This is a genomic window from Bradyrhizobium sp. 2S1, from assembly GCF_011516625.5.
Lineage (GTDB): Bacteria > Pseudomonadota > Alphaproteobacteria > Rhizobiales > Xanthobacteraceae > Bradyrhizobium > Bradyrhizobium septentrionale.
The window spans coordinates 5,204,384-5,220,772 of the sequence record NZ_CP147717.1; the positions used below are offsets into that span (position 1 = coordinate 5,204,384).

General features: G+C 66.0%; 16 protein-coding genes and 2 pseudogenes. 6 read left to right on the forward strand and 12 right to left on the reverse strand.

Going from position 1 to position 16,389, the window contains the following annotated elements:
• Positions 1-102 precede the first annotated feature (102 nt).
• From HAP54_RS24610 to HAP54_RS24630, 5 genes are all read left to right on the forward strand, one after another.
• A complete protein-coding gene (locus tag HAP54_RS24610; RefSeq protein WP_166304415.1) occupies positions 103-1,581 on the forward strand; it encodes a cell wall hydrolase in 1,479 nt (492 codons plus the stop codon).
• Between the two features lie 193 nt (positions 1,582-1,774).
• Positions 1,775-3,019 carry an MFS transporter gene (locus tag HAP54_RS24615; RefSeq protein WP_166304418.1) on the forward strand — a complete coding sequence of 415 codons (1,245 nt, stop codon included), beginning with the start codon at positions 1,775-1,777 and terminating at the stop codon, positions 3,017-3,019.
• Between the two features lie 46 nt (positions 3,020-3,065).
• A complete protein-coding gene (locus HAP54_RS24620; protein ID WP_166304420.1) occupies positions 3,066-4,052 on the forward strand; it encodes an MDR family oxidoreductase in 987 nt (328 codons plus the stop codon).
• A 187-nt stretch (positions 4,053-4,239) separates the two neighbouring features.
• Entirely contained in the window at positions 4,240-4,818 is a 579-nt protein-coding gene (locus tag HAP54_RS24625) for a hypothetical protein (protein WP_166304423.1), read from the forward strand.
• Positions 4,819-4,972: 154 nt separating this feature from the next.
• Positions 4,973-5,221, forward strand: coding sequence for a DUF6894 family protein (locus HAP54_RS24630; protein ID WP_166304426.1), 249 nt, complete (start codon positions 4,973-4,975; stop codon positions 5,219-5,221).
• 25 nt (positions 5,222-5,246) lie between these two features.
• Here HAP54_RS24630 and HAP54_RS24635 read toward each other — a convergent pair.
• The 9 genes and pseudogenes from HAP54_RS24635 to HAP54_RS24675 all read right to left on the reverse strand — a co-directional run.
• A pseudogene (locus HAP54_RS24635) lies at positions 5,247-7,004 on the reverse strand (DUF2339 domain-containing protein); the annotation flags it as partial.
• Positions 7,005-7,082: 78 nt separating this feature from the next.
• Positions 7,083-8,747 carry an IS66 family transposase gene (tnpC, locus tag HAP54_RS24640; protein ID WP_166294112.1) on the reverse strand — a complete coding sequence of 555 codons (1,665 nt, stop codon included), beginning with the start codon at positions 8,745-8,747 and terminating at the stop codon, positions 7,083-7,085.
• A 45-nt stretch (positions 8,748-8,792) separates the two neighbouring features.
• Positions 8,793-9,140, reverse strand: coding sequence for an IS66 family insertion sequence element accessory protein TnpB (gene tnpB / locus HAP54_RS24645; RefSeq protein WP_028182053.1), 348 nt, complete (start codon positions 9,138-9,140; stop codon positions 8,793-8,795).
• On the reverse strand, positions 9,137-9,535 hold the full coding sequence (gene tnpA, locus HAP54_RS24650; protein ID WP_166294114.1) for an IS66-like element accessory protein TnpA: 399 nt from the start codon (positions 9,533-9,535) through the stop codon (positions 9,137-9,139). Before tnpA ends, tnpB begins: the two co-directional genes overlap by 4 nt.
• Before the next feature lie 73 nt (positions 9,536-9,608).
• Positions 9,609-10,569: pseudogene (locus HAP54_RS24655) on the reverse strand (DUF2339 domain-containing protein); the annotation flags it as partial.
• A 107-nt stretch (positions 10,570-10,676) separates the two neighbouring features.
• Complete coding sequence (locus HAP54_RS24660) at positions 10,677-11,183, reverse strand: tyrosine phosphatase family protein (RefSeq protein WP_029079000.1); 507 nt, start codon at positions 11,181-11,183, stop codon at positions 10,677-10,679.
• A gap of 124 nt (positions 11,184-11,307) precedes the next feature.
• Positions 11,308-11,919: a YfbR-like 5'-deoxynucleotidase gene (locus tag HAP54_RS24665; protein WP_166304428.1), complete on the reverse strand. Its 612-nt coding sequence runs from the start codon at positions 11,917-11,919 to the stop codon at positions 11,308-11,310.
• Complete coding sequence (locus HAP54_RS24670; RefSeq protein WP_166304431.1) at positions 11,916-12,542, reverse strand: DNA-3-methyladenine glycosylase I; 627 nt, start codon at positions 12,540-12,542, stop codon at positions 11,916-11,918. Before HAP54_RS24670 ends, HAP54_RS24665 begins: the two co-directional genes overlap by 4 nt.
• Entirely contained in the window at positions 12,539-13,420 is an 882-nt protein-coding gene (locus HAP54_RS24675) for a YgfZ/GcvT domain-containing protein (protein ID WP_166304434.1), read from the reverse strand. Before HAP54_RS24675 ends, HAP54_RS24670 begins: the two co-directional genes overlap by 4 nt.
• 127 nt (positions 13,421-13,547) lie before the next feature.
• On the opposite strand from HAP54_RS24675, the gene HAP54_RS24680 reads away from it, so the two are divergent.
• Positions 13,548-14,882 (forward strand): dihydroorotase, encoded by a 1,335-nt coding sequence (locus HAP54_RS24680; RefSeq protein ID WP_166304436.1) that lies wholly within the window; start codon positions 13,548-13,550, stop codon positions 14,880-14,882.
• A gap of 12 nt (positions 14,883-14,894) precedes the next feature.
• Here the strand turns inward: HAP54_RS24680 and HAP54_RS24685 are convergent, their stop codons facing one another.
• The 3 genes from HAP54_RS24685 to HAP54_RS24695 all read right to left on the reverse strand — a co-directional run bounded on the left by HAP54_RS24685 (position 14,895) and on the right by HAP54_RS24695 (position 16,339).
• Positions 14,895-15,161: a hypothetical protein gene (locus HAP54_RS24685; protein WP_028332620.1), complete on the reverse strand. Its 267-nt coding sequence runs from the start codon at positions 15,159-15,161 to the stop codon at positions 14,895-14,897.
• A gap of 154 nt (positions 15,162-15,315) precedes the next feature.
• Positions 15,316-15,972, reverse strand: a complete 657-nt coding sequence (locus HAP54_RS24690; RefSeq protein WP_166304439.1) for an HAD family hydrolase — start codon at positions 15,970-15,972, stop codon at positions 15,316-15,318.
• On the reverse strand, positions 15,962-16,339 hold the full coding sequence (locus tag HAP54_RS24695; protein WP_029078994.1) for a TIGR02301 family protein: 378 nt from the start codon (positions 16,337-16,339) through the stop codon (positions 15,962-15,964). Before HAP54_RS24695 ends, HAP54_RS24690 begins: the two co-directional genes overlap by 11 nt.
• Positions 16,340-16,389: the final 50 nt, after the last annotated feature.

Here is a 16,389-nt window from a genome sequence, read left to right on the forward strand (position 1 = left end):
GATTAACTCCGCGGCAACCTAAACAAGTTAGCAACGGGAAAGGTCGAATTGCGCGGATGTACCGCGTTCGATTGCACTCAGTAAGCGTTGCGTGAGCGTACGATGTTTGTGTCGCGTAACCAGCCGAAGGGCGCACGTCTTGCGCTCTTCGGTCTCGGTCTAGGCATCTTCGCCCTGATGCCGACCGAGATCGGATATCAGGATATTGCTTCGCTCCTGGCCCGGCAGCCCGGCGTCGCCGAGCGCTGGCAGAAGCGCGTCTTCGCATCCGCGGTCGGCTCGATCCAGGTCGCCACCTACAGCTTCGGCCGTCCGATCGGAACATCCGCGCCGCAGGCCCCGCAAATCCTGCTCGCCAGGCTGGACAATTCGAGCGTCGACATCACCGGCACGGTGACGCGCAATCCGATCGCGGCGCCGCCGCCGCGTTACGCGGCATCCGATTTCCCCAAGGTCGATCGCACCCTGAAGGGCGATCGTCTCGTGGTCAGGGGGCCCGATCAGGTCGAGCCTTCCGAGCCCGCAAACACGGCGCCGGCGAACGAGGATCCTGCAACATCGAATTCGTCGGTCAAGGGCATGAAGACCGCGACCGCGCCGGCCGACAGCGCGCCGCTCGATCCGGAATTGCAGGAAGCGCTGCGCGCGCCGCCGCTGCCGCAATATGCCAAGCCGTCGTCGCAGCATTACGACGTGTCGCTGTCGCTCGAGGCCAGCCCGCTCGACGATCTGAAGCCGGCGCCCGCGAAACCTGCTGCTGCGCCCGCCGATGCAGCGCATGAGCGCGACCCGTTTGCATTCAAGACCGCCAGCCTGTTCTTCGGCTCTTCGCTCGGCACGCCCGAGAATCTCGAGCGCTGGCAGCCCGGCGAGGCGCCGGTCGTCGTGATGCCGGTAGCGCAGCCCGATCCCGACATGAAGGTGATGGCGTCATTGCCGGTCGATGCCGACGGCCCGGTCAGGGCCGGCGAGATGGGCGAGAGCATTGCGCCGAAGGGCGAGGTCAACGCCGACGACCAGCACACCAAGACGCCGGCGGAGCGGCTCGGCCTGTTCGACGACAAGTCGCGCGCCAAGTCGGAGAAGTGCCTGGCTGAGGCGGTCTACTTCGAAGCCCGCGGCGAAGCGGTGCGCGGCCAGATCGCGGTCGCCCAGGTGGTCTTGAACCGTGCCTTCTCCGGCAAATATCCGGAGACGGTGTGCGGCGTGGTCTACCAGAACAAGAACCGGCACTACGCCTGTCAGTTCACCTTCGCCTGCGACAACACTGCCGACGTCGTCCGCGAGCCCGATATGTGGGACCGCGCGAAGAAGATCGCGAAAGCGATGCTCGACGGCAAATTGTGGCTGCCCGAAGTCGACCGCTCGACCCACTACCATGCCTATTGGGTGCGACCGTCCTGGGTCAGCGAAATGAAGAAGATGTACAAGTTCGGCGTCCACACCTTCTATCGCCCGCGCGCCTGGGGCGACGGCAGCGATGCGCCGAGCTGGGGCAACCCGGCCGAGACCGCCAAGATCTCGGCGCAGCTCGCCGAGGCGGCCCAGAGTTCTGCCGAGCAGGCCAGCGCCAAGCGATAGTGGTCTTTCGCCCTGTTCCGGGTGGGTGCGGCATGCCCCGGAATGACGCGCATCATCCTTTCCAATTCTGCAGAGCAGCCCTGCGGGCGAAGATTTTTCTCCCGGGCCCTCTTGGGGTTTTCATGCAGATGCATTAACTCCCCGTAATGTTCGGCGGGGCGGTTCCCCCGCCGCAGCTGCGGGGGAAGACAACATGGCTGTTACCACCGGCGATCTTCGACCGGCGTCCGGCACCTGGCGCACGCCGCTTGTGATCATCGTCTGCGGCTGCGCGATCGCATTGTTGAGTTTCGGCCCGCGCTCCAGCCTCGGCTTCTTCGTGCAGCCGATGGGCCGCGAATTCGCCTGGGGCCGCGATGTGTTCGGCCTCGCACTGGCGCTGCAGAACCTGTTGTGGGGTCTCGGCCAGCCGATCGCCGGCGCCATTGCCGACCGCTTCGGCGTGCTGCGCGTGATGATCGTCGGCGCGCTGCTTTACGCTGCGGGCCTGCTGCTGATGCGCTACTCGACGACGCCGCTGTCGCTCGACATCGGCGCCGGCGTCCTGATCGGCTTCGGGCTGTCGGGCTCCTCGTTCAACCTCGTTCTGTCCGCGTTCAGCAAGCTGCTGCCGCCCGCGCAGCGCGGCATCGCGCTCGGCGCCGGCACCGCCGCGGGCTCGTTCGGCCAGTTCCTGTTCGCCCCGTTCGGCGTTGCGATGATCGACAATTTTGGCTGGCAGACTGCTCTGCTGGTGTTCGCCGCGCTGATGCTGCTGATCCTGCCGCTGTCGCTGGCGCTCTCGACGCCGCCGGCAGAGACCAATGATGCCGCGCCTGCCGATCAGCAATCGTTCAAGACCGCGCTGGCGGAGGCTTTCGGCCATCGCTCCTACGTGTTGCTGGTGCTCGGCTTCTTTACCTGCGGCTTCCAGCTCGCCTTCATCACCGTGCATCTGCCGGCCTATCTCGCCGACCGTGGCATTCCGGCCTCGACCGGCGGCTGGGTGATCGCGGCAATCGGCTTGTTCAACATCATGGGCTCGCTCAGCGTCGGCTGGCTGCAGAACATGTTCCCGAAGCGCTACATCCTGTCGGTGATCTATTTCACCCGCGCGCTGTCGATCATCGCCTTCATCTCGTTCCCGATCACGACCTTCTCGGCGATTGCGTTCGGCGCGATCTCTGGCCTGACCTGGCTCTCCACGGTGCCGCCGACCTCGGCGCTGGTTGCGCTGATGTTCGGTACGCGCTGGTTTGCGACGCTGTACGGCTTCGCCTTCGTCAGCCATCAGGTCGGCGGCTTCCTCGGCGTCTGGCTCGGCGGCATCGTGTTCGAGCAGGTTGGTTCCTACACGCCGATCTGGTGGCTGTCGGTGGTGTTCGGCGTGCTGTCGGCGCTGATCAATCTGCCGATCGTCGAAAAGCCGGTCGTGCGCCCGGTTGCGCAGCCCGCCTGATGGGTTAAACACTTTTCCGAAACCAAGATTACGGGGAGTGCTCATCGTGGCAACGTTCAAGGCAATCAGGATCGACAAGGCGGACAAGGGTACCACCGCCGCACTGACCCAATTCGACGAGGCGGAATTGATGGATGGCGACGTCACCGTCCGTGTCGAATGGTCGACGCTGAACTACAAGGACGGCCTCGCGCTGACCGGCAAGGCGCCGGTGGTGCGTCGCTTCCCGATGATCGCCGGCATCGATTTCGCCGGCACGGTCGAGCAATCAAGCCATCCGGACTGGAAGGCGGGCGACAAGGTCGTCTGCAACGGCTGGGGCATGGGCGAGACCCATCTCGGCGCCTATGCCGAAAAGGCCCGCGTCAAGGGCGACTGGCTGGTGCGGCTGCCGGACGGCATTTCGGCCCGCGATGCGATGGCGGTCGGCACCGCCGGCTATACCGCGATGCTGTCGGTGCTGGCTCTGGAGAAGCACGGTCTGACCCCGAAGAGCGGCCCGGTCGTGGTGACGGGCGCTGCCGGCGGCGTCGGTTCGGTCGCGATCGCGGTGCTGTCGAAGCTCGGCTACCACGTCATTGCGTCGACCGGGCGGATGTCGGAGACCGACTATCTCAAGGGGCTCGGCGCCAGCGAAGTGATCGACCGCGCCGAGCTGTCCGGCGCCCCGAAGGCGCTTGCCAAGGAGCGCTGGGCGGGCGGCGTCGACAGCGTCGGCTCGACCACGCTCGCCAACCTGCTTTCGATGACCAGATACGGCGGCGCCATCGCGGCATGCGGCCTGGCGGCTGGTATGGACCTGCCGTCGTCGGTCGCGCCCTTCATTTTGCGCGGCGTGTGCCTTCTCGGCATCGATTCCGTGATGTGCCCGATCGAACTCAGGCGGACCGCCTGGCGCCGCCTTGCCAGCGATCTGGATAAGGCAAAACTGGCTGATATCACTCATGAAATCGCCCTGGACGAGGTCATGGGCTTTGGTGCGAAAATTCTCGGCGGCCAGGTCCGCGGGCGGATCGTGGTAAAAATAGTCTGAGGACGTTCAGACTTTACCAACCAAGCTGCTCCAATGTTGCCACGGTTGGTATGGTAAGCAGCGGGTAAAGAGACTTGCAGCATGATCCCGGGGGGCCGGGTTTCCTCGCGCGGACGTCGAGAAGCGTCGGTCGCGGGGATCATGCTCAACAAGGAGCGGGTGCCCGCGCTCGTAAGTGGAGTAGCTCATGCTTGCGCGTTTGGTGTTGGGGGCCGTCACGGCCGGGGCAATGGTCGTGCCGGCGTTCGCAGGCATGATGAACGCCGATGAGGCCCGCAAGTTTGTCGCGGGCAAGGTATTCGCCTTCACCTGTTTCGATGGCACGCGCGGCGCCGGCCGCATCCTCGACGACATGGGCGCGGCTGGCTCGATCCAGTTCTCCGGCTCCGGTCCGATCCGCCATGTGCGCCTGCCCGGCAACACGCTGCAAATCCGCGGCCAGAGCGTTTGCGCCTCGCTGAAGGGCATTCCGTTCGAGCCGTGCTTCAACCTCGACAAGCAGGACGAGCGCTCGTTCCGCGGCTCGGTCTCCGGCATGGGCTTCGCCTATTGCGAATTCCGCCATCAGGGCGGCCAACAGATGCTGATGGCGCGCGCGGTGGCGCGGCCACGCTCGCTGCACCCGCGCACCCGATCCGCGGATGCCTCGCAGACTGAAGTGTCGCGCGTTGAGACGCCGCAGGTCGGAAGCGCGAAGCTCGAGCCGGTCAAGGCCGAACCCGCCAAGGTCGAGAGCGCGCCGGAGTTCCGCCGCTCCACCGACTAACGCTCTGCTGACCAACGTTTCATCTGCGCGCCAACGGGAATAGCGCCGCCAAGCCGTAGTCATACGGATGGCGGTCGCCACGCGTTGTTATCTACTCAATACCTAGCGTTCGCCAGGCGGCGAGATGTTGGGGGCTCCGATTTTGAGTAGTCATATGGCGCAGTATTTTTTCCGGATCAGTGACGGCGATTACGCTGGCGCGTCCGACCACGCGACGGAGTTTGAAAGCCGTGATGTGGCCTGGGCCGAGATGACCAAGGTCTGCGGCAATTTCCTCGGCAGCATTTCGCGCAATCTGAAGCAGAACAGCGAATGGCACATGGAGCTGCTCGACGAGGGCAGAAAGCCGGTGTTCAGGATTCGCCTGGTCGCCGAGTCCGTCGACCGTGAGACTTGCGACTGAGGCTCACCTTTCACGACAAGCGGTTCTAACCCCCAGCCTGCGGCACAGGCGGCGCAGCCCGCCTGCGAAACAGGATCCGCTGGTACAGCCAGCCGATCGCGACCAGTACGATGCCAAGGCACATGAACGACAGCGCCCGGTAGACACCGGTCAGTGTGGACATGTCGACCAGGAACGCCTTCAGGATCGTCAGCCCGATCACGGCAGCGGACGCGAGCCGCGCCCGCTCCGAATTGACCACGATGCCGATGCCGAGCAGCGCGACGCCGAACATCAGCCAGGCGATCGAATAGGTATATTGCTCCGCGCCCGTGGTCTCGCCGCGCGCCAGCACCGGTCCGTGATAGAGCCTGCGGATCTCAAGCGTCACATAAGCGAGCGCGAGGATCAGCGCCCCGGCTGCGATCGTATTGGCGTATACAGCGGGACGATGGCCCGCCACCGCGTAGGACAGCAGCAGCGCCAGCACGGCCGGCAGCGCATAGCCGAGCAGCAGCAGGTTGATGAAGCTGCCGCCGACGTCATGCGCCCACAGCATCGGATTCTCCAGGAACAGCAGCCCGAACACGCTGGCAAGCCCGGCGAAGGAAGTGAGCAGGACCGCGCCGACATTGTGGACGATGCTGCCGGTGCGCAGGCGCAACCGCTCCAGCCCGATCGCCATCGCGAGCGTCACGCCAACTTGCAGCGCAACCTCGGTCAGCCCGGCGCTGTCGCGATAAACGTCGCCGCTATTGACCGCGTGGCGGATCTCCATGAAGGCAAGCAGCACCGTGAACAGGATCGCGGCGGATTCGATGATCCGCAGCGGGACGTCGTCGGCATTGCGGCGCAGGAAATGGCTTGCGGCCCAGAACGACAGCGCCGGGACGCCATAGCCCCACAACAGCCAGTTGAAGATCGGCGTGGTGCCGACGGCATCGCCGGCGATCCGCGGCTCGTAGCCGATGCGCAGCACCACGATGCCGGCGAGGATCGCAGCGAGCCAGCGCAGGAACGGGATCGGCCGCTGCACCGAGAGCCATGCCGTGCCCATCGACACCAGCGCCAGCGCGATGGTGAGCCAGCCCTTGTCGAGCGCGAAGGTCAGCGCAAGCGCCAGCGAGGCGAGCGCGCCGGTCGCCGACAACGCGATCGAGGGCGACAGCTCCGGCCGCTGGCCGCGCCGGGTCAGCGCCTCGGTCGCGGCCGCGTAGGCCGCTGCCAGCAGCACGGCGAGTATCGCGAACGGAATCGAGCGGTCGAGATGCGCGATGCGCGCATAGAGCGCGACCAGCAGCGCGACCGGCGTGAACACGGCCGCCGCGGCCCAGGTCACCGTGACCTTCGTCGTGGCAAAGCGCAGTTGCGCGAGGAAGCCGGCGATGCCGAAGGCGGCTGCGAACAGCGCCGCGGTGACCAGATGCAGCGAGACCGAACCGTCGGTCGCGGACGGGCCGACGCCGGGGATCGCGCCGCCCGGCAGCACCAGCATGTCGACGTTGCGGCGGACCGCCCATTCGCCGAATACGATGAAGACAAAGAGTGACGCGGCGCCGATCGCACGGGTGGCAGCCGGTGCGCGCCAGGCGACGAGCAGGCTTCCGGCTGTGAGCAGCGCAAAGCCGATCATCGCGATGTCGGCGTGCGCGCTGTTGAGCACGATCAGCATCGCGCCGAACAGATAGGCCGCGAGCGATCCCGACGAGATCGGCTCGATTTCCTCGCCATCGCCGTCGGGGCCGAGCATGAAGCCGCAGACCACGAGCAGCGCCGCCAGCACGAAGCCCGCGATCACGTGGAAGGTACGCATACGACGAAGGCCGCCTGATTGACGCATGCGCGTGGGCGTGGCGATCTGTAAGATAGCGTTGGGTGAAGGTCAGGCGGCCTGCTGATCGGTGGGGTTGTTGGCTTGCCGCAGGAGCTTCCATTCCCAGGGCAGCAGTTCGCGCAGACGCGAAGTGGGAAGATCGGCGATCCGGGCGAGGACGTCGGCGAGCCAGGCTTTGGGATCGACGTTGTTCAGGCGGCAGGTCGTGATCATCGTCAGCATGATGGCAGCGCGGTCGGCGCCGCGCAGGCTGCCGGCGAAGGTCCAGTTGCGCCTGCCCAACGCGATGCCGCGCAACGCTCTTTCAGCGGCATTATTGCTGAGGCAGATCCTGCCATCATCGAGGAAGCGGGAGAAGTCGTCCCAGCGCCTGAGCATGTAGTTCATGGGCTTCAGGACCTCGGAGGAGCGCGACAGGGCTTCTCGCTCGCGGAGCAGCCAGTCGTGCAAGTCATCGAGAAGCGGCTTGCTCCTCTCCTGGCGTACGGCACGCCGCTCGTCGGCATTGCGGCCGTTGATGGCGCGCTCGATCTCGAACAGAGCGTCAAGACGCCTGACCGCCTCCAGCGCGATCGGGGAGACCGGTTTGCCCTTGCGGCCTTCCCTGGCCGTTTTCTCGATGTCGGCCAGCTCGAAGAATCCCCGCCGCGCATGGGCCAGGCAAAATGCGGGCGTGATCGGCATCGCTTTTCTTTTCGGATCGAACAACGGCTCGAAGCCGCTATAGCAATCCGCCTGCAAGATACCGGCGAAGGCGGCCAGATGCTTCTGGGGATGTTCGCCCCGTCGGTCGCTCGAGGCGTAATAGACCGCCGCCGGCGGCGCAGGCCCGGCGAACGGCTGGTCATCCCGCACATACGTCCAGATCCGCCCAGTCGTGCACTTGCCCTTCGCCAGGATGCGGATGGTGGTGTCGTCGCCATGTAGGCGCTCGGCCGCGAGCACATGGTGCTCGATCAGCTGGAACAGCGGCATAACGGCGAAGGTTCCGTGGCCGACCTGGTCGGCCAGCGTCGACAGCGGCAGATCGATCCTCTCGGCCTTAAAGCGCACGCTCTGACGGTTGAGCGGGATATGCATGCCGAACTTGTCGAACAGGATTGTCGCCAGCAGTTGCGGACCGATGAAGCCACGCGGTGTGGCATGGAACGGCGCGGGCGGCTGGCTGATCTTCTCACAATCGCGGCAGGTGAACTTTTCCCGCACCGTCTCGATCAGCTTGAACCGGCGCGGGATCTCCTCCAACGTCTCGGTCACATCCTCGCCCAGCTTCGCCAGGCGCGATCCGCCGCAGCAGGCGCAGCTCGTTGGCGCCTCAATGACGACCCGCTCGCGTTCGATGTCGTCCGGCCAAGGCTTGCGCACCGGCCGCTTGCGCGTGAAGGCCCGAACGTTCTGTACCTTTGCAGCCGCGGCACGCGCGGCGAGCTCATCCTCACTCGCCATGGTGATGAGTTCTTCGAGCTCCAATTCCAATTGCTCGATCAGCCGCGCCGTGCGCTCGGACCGCGGCCCGTACAGTTCGCGTTTGAGCTTCTCGATCCGCAGTTCGAGATGTGCGATCAACGCTTCGTTGTCCGACAGCTCCGCCCGCGCGCTGGCGGCATCCGCGACTGCGATATCGCGCTCAACTTGCAACGCCTTGCGCTCGGCCAGCAGCGCCATGTAGGCGCTCGCAAGATCCGCAGGAAGATCGTCTGGCTTCGAGCTCATGAAGCCATTGAATCAGATCGAGCAGCAGATTCAAACCCAAAACGGTTATCCGACCCGCGTCGGACGCTGGGTTTCTTGCGGGGTGCGCCAATCGATTCCGGACAACAGATAACTCAACTGCGCCGGCGAGATCGTTACCGTTTCACCGCCAACCGATGGCCAGATGAACCTTCCTCGCTCGAGTCTTTTGGTAAAAAGGCATGCTCCTTGGCCGTCGTGCCAGATCAGCTTCACAAGATCGCTGCGGCGACCGCGGAAGACAAACAAATGACCGCTGAGCGGGTCTTTGTGCAGCACCTCCTGCACTTGGAGCGCCAACGACGGAAAGCCTCGGCGCATGTCCGTGTAGCCTGTCGCGAGCCACACTCGCGCGCCCGTCGGAACCGGGATCATCGGCGGACCAAAGCATCGAGAACGCGACGTAGCGCATCTCCATCAACGTCGCCATCGACCCGGATGCGGTGCCCGCTACCAAGATCAATCTCGATGATGCCCTGGCTCTTGCGTCGACGCGCCGTTGGCGTCAACGCCGCTTCGGCCACCTCCCGCGGTAGCGCAGACGGCCCAATCTCGACCGGAACAAACGGCGCTATGCTCGCTTCGCCGTGCCTGCAAAGCTCCTTACGCCACCTGAACAGCTGGCTCACATGAAGCCCGGCCACGCGAGCCACCTCGGAAACATTGGCGCCGGGCTCGAGCGACGCTGCGACGAGCCGTTCCTTCTCATCCTGCGACCACCGGCGCCGCCGCTCGACCGTTGTGATCACCTCCGCCCTCGAAATCGTCATAGCGCTTCTCCTAGGATTACCCCTAGGACCTGCAGCGCTCGCGCCCATCAAACAAGGCGGCCCTTAGCGGAGGAATACCGTGGAAGACGTGCGGCGCGACCATCTCCGGCCCGCATTGCAGGCACGGGAAGGTCCACAGCAGTGCGAAGGCGATCGTCGTCACCGCAAGCCAGCGCCACAGCCGGATGCGGGCGAGGCCGAAGGATGCGGCGGTGACGATGGCGAGATAGATGTAGAGCGACCAGAAGTCGGGCTTGTCCGATGAGACCAGGATCGGCGTGACGAAGGCGCCGACGATGCCGAGCCCCGCCAGCGCCGGCCCGTGCAGCAGCGCGGCCGCGAGCGTGCCGAGCGCGACCATGCCGAGCAGGATGAAGGCGGTTGCCGGTGCCAGGAAGTCGTACAGCGCGTAGGCGGCGTAGACGGTCGCGAACGCCACCGCGGTGCCGGCGGCGGTGAGGATCGCCGGAATGTTGGCGATCGGCAGCGCCGCGATGTTGGAGATGCTTTCCTTGCGCCGGGTCCATTCACCGGCGCCGAGCAGCGCCAGCGCAAACAGCCCGCCGAGCATCGTGCGCACGCCAGGGGCCGAGCAGCCCGGCCTCGATCGAGTAGCGCACCATGAAGAAGCCGCCGAGCGCCAGCGTCAGGCCGCCGATCCACACCACCCAGCGCGTGCCGAGCGTTTCCTCGAAGCCGGGCGTTGGCTCCGGCGCGGGCGGCGGTTGCGGCAGCGGCGGTGGCGCGGCGCCCGCAGCATCCGCGGCCGGCTCTGTCTGCGCGTCCGGCTCGCTCGGCACAGCCTCGGGCAGCGGTGGCGGCGCGATCGGAGGCGCCGCCGGAAGCGTCTGCTCGAACTCCTGCAGCGGTGCCAAAGGCGGCGGCATCGCCGTCCGTGTGGCGGCTGCACCCGCAGTCTCGACCGCATCCAGCCGCCGCTGCAGCAGCGCGATCCGGCCCAGCGCCTGGCGCGCGAAAATGATCGCGACGATGGCGATGACCAGCGTGAGGAAATCGAACGGCGAGTCGAACATCAGGCCTCCGGCAGCGCGCGCCGGAGCCGTGGCCAACCAGCGGGGTCGCAACCTAGTAGTGCACTTGAGAGGACCGGAAGTTCAAGCGATCGGGTGTGCGAGCCGCGCTATTCCAGATCGATGTGGAAGGGGCGGCCTTCGACGCTCATGCTGCCCGGACCCATGGCATCGAGCGCGCGCAACATCCGGCCCTCGCGTCCCAGCGCCTTGTCGGCGAGGCTGACGATCAGCCGGTTGGGCGCCGCGATCGGCGAGGCCTCGCGGATCAGCCGGGCGATGGACATTTCGTCGCGGTGCGGATTGAGCGCGCAGACGGTGGCAAATGCGCTCGCGGTCGAGCGGCTGATGCCGGCGTAGCAATGCACCACCATCGGTGCGCGGCGATCCCAGCCGCGCACGAAGGTCAGCACCTTCTCGATATGCGTCTCGTTGGGCGCCACGAACCCGTCCATCTGTTCGATGATGTCGTCCATCGACACTTTCAGATGGTTGGCCGGCAGCACGGAGGGCGGCCGTTGTACCTGGTCGACATTGGCCATCACGGTCAGCACATGGCTGGCGCCGGTGGCACGAACCGTGTCGGAGAGCGCGGCGAGCGAGCAGACGTGAAGCATGATGGTCCTTGGGTATCGGGCGCGTCCGATTATAACGGCTGCTCCCGGGTGGGCAAAGGCGGGCGGCGCCGTACCCGCGCCTCGTTTTGCGCCGCAACCGGCGGCACGTTTCGCGGTGCCGCGCCTACGACGCGTGCAATGCCTTGAAGCGCTCGAGGAACTGCTTTTCGGCCCTCGCTGCGGTCCACGGCGTTAGATAGTCGCGCTCGGTCGCCTCCGGCAATTCCGGATCGCGGCCGAACAGCCGCTTGGCCTCGGCCTGCGAAAATCCCGCCAGATGCGTCGCCTCGAGATAGGCGGCGCCGCGATCGGCGGCCTTGATCTGCTGGGTGATCTCATCCGCCAGCACGGGCGGCAGGCCGAAGCGGATGTGGATCGCCGACAGCAGCCGCTTCTCCACCGCCTTGTATTCGCCGGCGAGCACTGCCTTGAACGGCGAGATCATGTCGCCGATGACATATTCCGGCGCGTCATGCAGCAGCGCGGCAAGCCGCACGCGGATGTCGACGCGCGGCGTCTGCTGGCGCATCACGGCTTCGACGAGCAGCGTATGCTGGGCCACCGAGAAGATGTGCGCGCCGCTGGTCTGTCCGTTCCAGCGCGCGACCCGCGCCAATCCATGTGCGATGTCGACGATCTCGATATCGAGCGGCGACGGATCGAGCAGGTCCAGCCGGCGCCCGGACAACATCCGCTGCCAGGCGCGGGCGGTCTCCGTCGAGTTACGCGCAGTCATTTCGTCATGAGCCGCGGTGTGCGGAGTTTCCCGCTGCAGGCCTCGTGGCAGAAGCAGGTGACGAGGTGATCGTTGACCATGCCAGTCGCCTGCATGAAGGCGTAGACGATGGTCGGGCCGACGAACTTGAAGCCGCGTCCGCCGAGCTCCTTGGAGACCTTGATCGACACCGGCGTCGAGGCCGGCACGCTTGCCGTGGTCTTGAACTGATTGACCTTCGGCTTGCCGTCGACGAAGTCCCAGAGGAATTTCGAGAAGCCGGGACCTTTCTCCATGATCTCGAGATAGCCTTTCGCACTCGCCACCGCGCCATCGATCTTGGCGCGGTTGCGGACGATGCCAGCGTCGTTCATCAGCGCGTGCACCTTCTTGGCGTTGTAGCGCGCGATCTTCTCGGGCTGGAAATCGTCGAAGGCTTTGCGGAAATTCTCGCGCTTGCGCAGGATCGTGATCCAGGACAGGCCGGCCTGGAAGCCGTCGAGGATCAGCTTTTCGTAGAGCGCGCGGTCGTCATATTCGGGCACGCCCCATTCGTTGTCGTGATAGGCGACGTAGAACGCGTCCTCGCCCGGCCAGGGGCAGCGCGTCTTGCCGTCGGGATGCAGTTGCGCGGTACGGCTCATGCGACGGTCTGCTTGGGTGTGATGCGGACGGCGTCGGGCTCGGCGAGATGAAGCGCGAGCCCGCCCGCGGTCAGCGGCAGGCCGGCGTCGAGCGCATCGGCGACGCGGTCGATGCGCACCAGCGCGAGGCCTTTCTCGCCGGCGGTCGAGCCGATGGTGCCGACCTGCTTGTCGCCGGCGAGGATAGTCGCGCCGGTCTCGGGGGAGGGGCCGTCGAGAATGATCCTTACCGTGCGGGTGCGCGCCGTGCCGCGGTGCTGCATGCGCGACACCACCTCCTGGCCGACATAGCAGCCCTTCTCGAAATCGACGCCGTTGAGGCGGTCCATATTGGTCTCGTGCGGGAAGGCGTCGCCATACATGAAGTCGAGCCCGCCGCGCGGCACGCCGGTCGCGATCCGATGCGCCTCATAGGCGCTATCGTCGACGAGATCGGCGCCGATCAGCTCAGCGAGCTTCTGCGTCAGATCTTGCGGGATCAGGATGCGCCAGCCGAGCGCCGGGTTGCGCGGATCGGCAAAGGCGAGATCGGGGATCGCCGCCGGCTCGCCATCCCAGGCCGCCAGCACGCCGAGGCTGTCGGTGAGGTTCTCGACCACGACCTTGGCGCGCAGCTTGTAGAAGCCGAGCTTGTCGGCGAGCCCCTTGGCGAGCGCGCGCGGCGCGTCGATCAGGAAGCCGCCGCCATGGCCTGTGGGTATCTCGGTGATCAGGAAATCGACGATGATCTTGCCCTGCGGCGTCAGCAGCGCGCCGAACCGCGCCTGTCCCGGCCGCAGCTGCTCGACATCCGTCGTGATGAGGCCGTTGAGGAAGTTGCGGGCGTCCTCGCCAGAGACCTTGACCACGCCCCGATCCGGAAGAAACGCTGCTTTCATTCGCAAAATTGGCTCTTTTCAAGTTCCTTGGGAAACGCGCAGGCCGCGGATATCCCCTGCCAAGCTAAGGCGCTAGAGTGCGCCGAACAAGGCCCGCGCGACAACGGAAAGCGGGCGCCGAGGACCGATGAATCAGCATTTTGACACCATTCTAAAATCCGGCACCGTGGTCAATCAGGACGGCGAGGGCGTGCGCGATATCGGTATCGCGGGCGGCCGCATCGCCGCGATCGGCTCGCTCGGCCAGGCTTCGGCCGGCGAGGTGATCGACTGCAAGGGCCTGCACATCCTGCCCGGCGTGATGGACACCCAGGTGCATTTCCGCGAGCCCGGGCTGACGCAGAAGGAAGACCTCGAGACCGGCTCGCGCAGCGCCGTGATGGGCGGGGTCACCGCTGTCTTCGAGATGCCGAACACCAACCCGCTGACCGTCACCGCAGAGGCGTTCACCGACAAGATCAAGCGCGGCCACCATCGCATGCATTGCGATTTCGCGTTCTTCATCGGCGGCACCCGCGAGAATGTGCAGGACTTGCCGGAGCTAGAGCGCGCGCCGGGCTGCGCCGGCGTCAAGGTGTTCATCGGCTCCTCCACCGGCGCGCTCTTGGTCGAGGACGACGAGAGCCTGCGGCGGATCTTTCAGGTGATCCGGCGCCGCGCCGCGTTCCACGCAGAGGACGAATACCGCCTCAACGAGCGCAAGCCGCTGCGCATCGAGGGCGATCCGCGCTCGCATCCGGTGTGGCGCGACGAGACCGCGGCGCTGATGGCGACCGAGCGTCTGGTGAATCTCGCGCGCGAGACCGGCAAGCGCATCCACGTGCTGCACATCTCGACCAAGGAAGAGATCCTGTATCTGCGCGACCACAAGGATGTCGCCTCCTGCGAGGCGACGCCGCATCACCTCACCATGGCCGCGCCCGAATGCTATGAGCGGCTCGGTACGCTGGCGCAGATGAACCCGCCGGTGCGCTCGGCCGATCACCGCGCCGGCATCTGGTACGGCATCGAGCAGGGCATCATCGATGTGCTCGGCTCCGATCACGCGCCGCATACGCTGGAGGAAAAGGCCAAGACCTATCCGGCCTCGCCATCAGGCATGACCGGCGTGCAGACGCTGGTGCCGTTGATGCTCGATCACGTCAATGCCGGGCGGCTGTCGCTGGCGCGGTTCGTCGATCTCACCAGCGCGGGGCCGGCACGGCTGTTCAACATCGCCTGCAAGGGCCGCATCGCGGCGGGCTATGACGCCGACTTCACCGTGGTCGACCTCAAGCGCAACGAGACCATCACCAACAAATGGGTGGCCTCGCGCGCGGGCTGGACGCCCTATGACGGCGTGCGGGTGCAGGGCTGGCCGGTCGGCACATTCGTGCGCGGCAGGCGGGTGATGTGGCAGGGCGAACTGACGACGCCGTCGACAGGCGAGCCGGTCCGGTTCCTCGAGACGCTGAAGCCGTAACGACTGGTGCGATTACTGTCGGGCGAGCGCCAGCGAGAACTCGCCGTTGCGCACGCGCGCGGCGAGGCCCTCGGCGAATTTCGCCACCGCATCCTCGCCATAGGTGCCGACGAGCTCGGCGAGCGCCGCAAACAGACTCGCCTGCGCGAGGCAGTCGCCATCGACGCCGTCGTGACGCGCTTCCGCCCAGGCCTCGTTCAGGTAGCCCAGCGCGGCTTGCTTCTGCTCGTGATCGGGACGCGGGTCTTGGTGATGGGGAAAGGACGCTGGATGGCGCATGGAACTCATCAAAATGAATGCGCGCGGTCCGGACGCGAACCACTGCGACGCGCGAGATGTATCACGCATGCGGGTACCGCCTAGCCCACATCTTTCGAAAAGGTTAACGCGCGCTTCGGCATTTAAAGGGGAATTCCGGATGGTGCGGCCGCCGTCAGCCAAATGAGCTGTGGATATGGTCCCCTACCGCGCGCGGCGAGGCGCACAGCTGGCTGGCGCCGGCCTCGAGCAGCTCCTCGGGCGTGCCATAGCCATAGGTCACGCCGACCGCGCGGATGCCGTTCCGCCTGGCCCCGATCACGTCGTGGCTGCGGTCGCCGATCATCACGGCCTTCTCCGGATCGGCCCCGGTCTGCTCCAGCGCATAGGCGAGCAGGTCGACCTTGTTGACACGGGTTCCGTCGAGTTCGGAACCGAACACGTGGTCGAAATACCCGTTCAGCCCGAAATGCGCGACGATCCGTGTCGCGAACACATGCGGCTTCGAGGTCGCAACATACATGCGGCCCGGCCACTCGCGCAGCTCTGCCAGCACCTCGGCGATATCGGGATAGACGCTGTTCTCGAACAGCCCGACATCGCCGAATCGCTCGCGGTAGAGCTCCACCGCGCGGTCGGCGAGCTCCTCGCCGCCGAGCAGCAGCGCAAAGCTCGCCCGCAGCGGCGGCCCGATGCACCAGGTCAGCTCGTCCTGCGAGGGGACCGGCCGGCCGAGCTTTCCCAGCGCATACTGGATCGAGCCGGTGATGCCGGGCTTCGGGTCGGTCAGGGTGCCGTCGAGGTCGAAGAAGATCGCGCGGTCAGTTGGCATAGCGGGCCGTCAGGTCGCGCGAGATTTTCGAGCCTTCCTCGATGTAGCGGCGGATCGCCACGGTGGCTGCGGGGGTGCAGGACCGGTAGGTCTGCTGGAAGCCGTTATAGCCGCGGTTGAAGCCCGCGATCATGCGGGCGCGGCGGTCGCCGGAGGGGGTTTCGGCGTCGATCAGCGCCTGCATCTCGTTGCGCCATTTGGCGCCCTCGTTGGAGCCGCAGATGCCGCGCAGATAGTGCAGGGCGCCGAGGATCTCGGCCAGCCGCTGCAGGTCGCCGTCGAACGGCGCAGCCGCGTCCTGCGCCCGGGCGGGCGAGGCAAGGCATGCCGACATCAGGATCACAACGGCGAGAAAGGCTCTGATCATCAGGGGTTCCGGAATGGCCGTGGTATGCCCCCTCAATGCGCCCGAGGCAA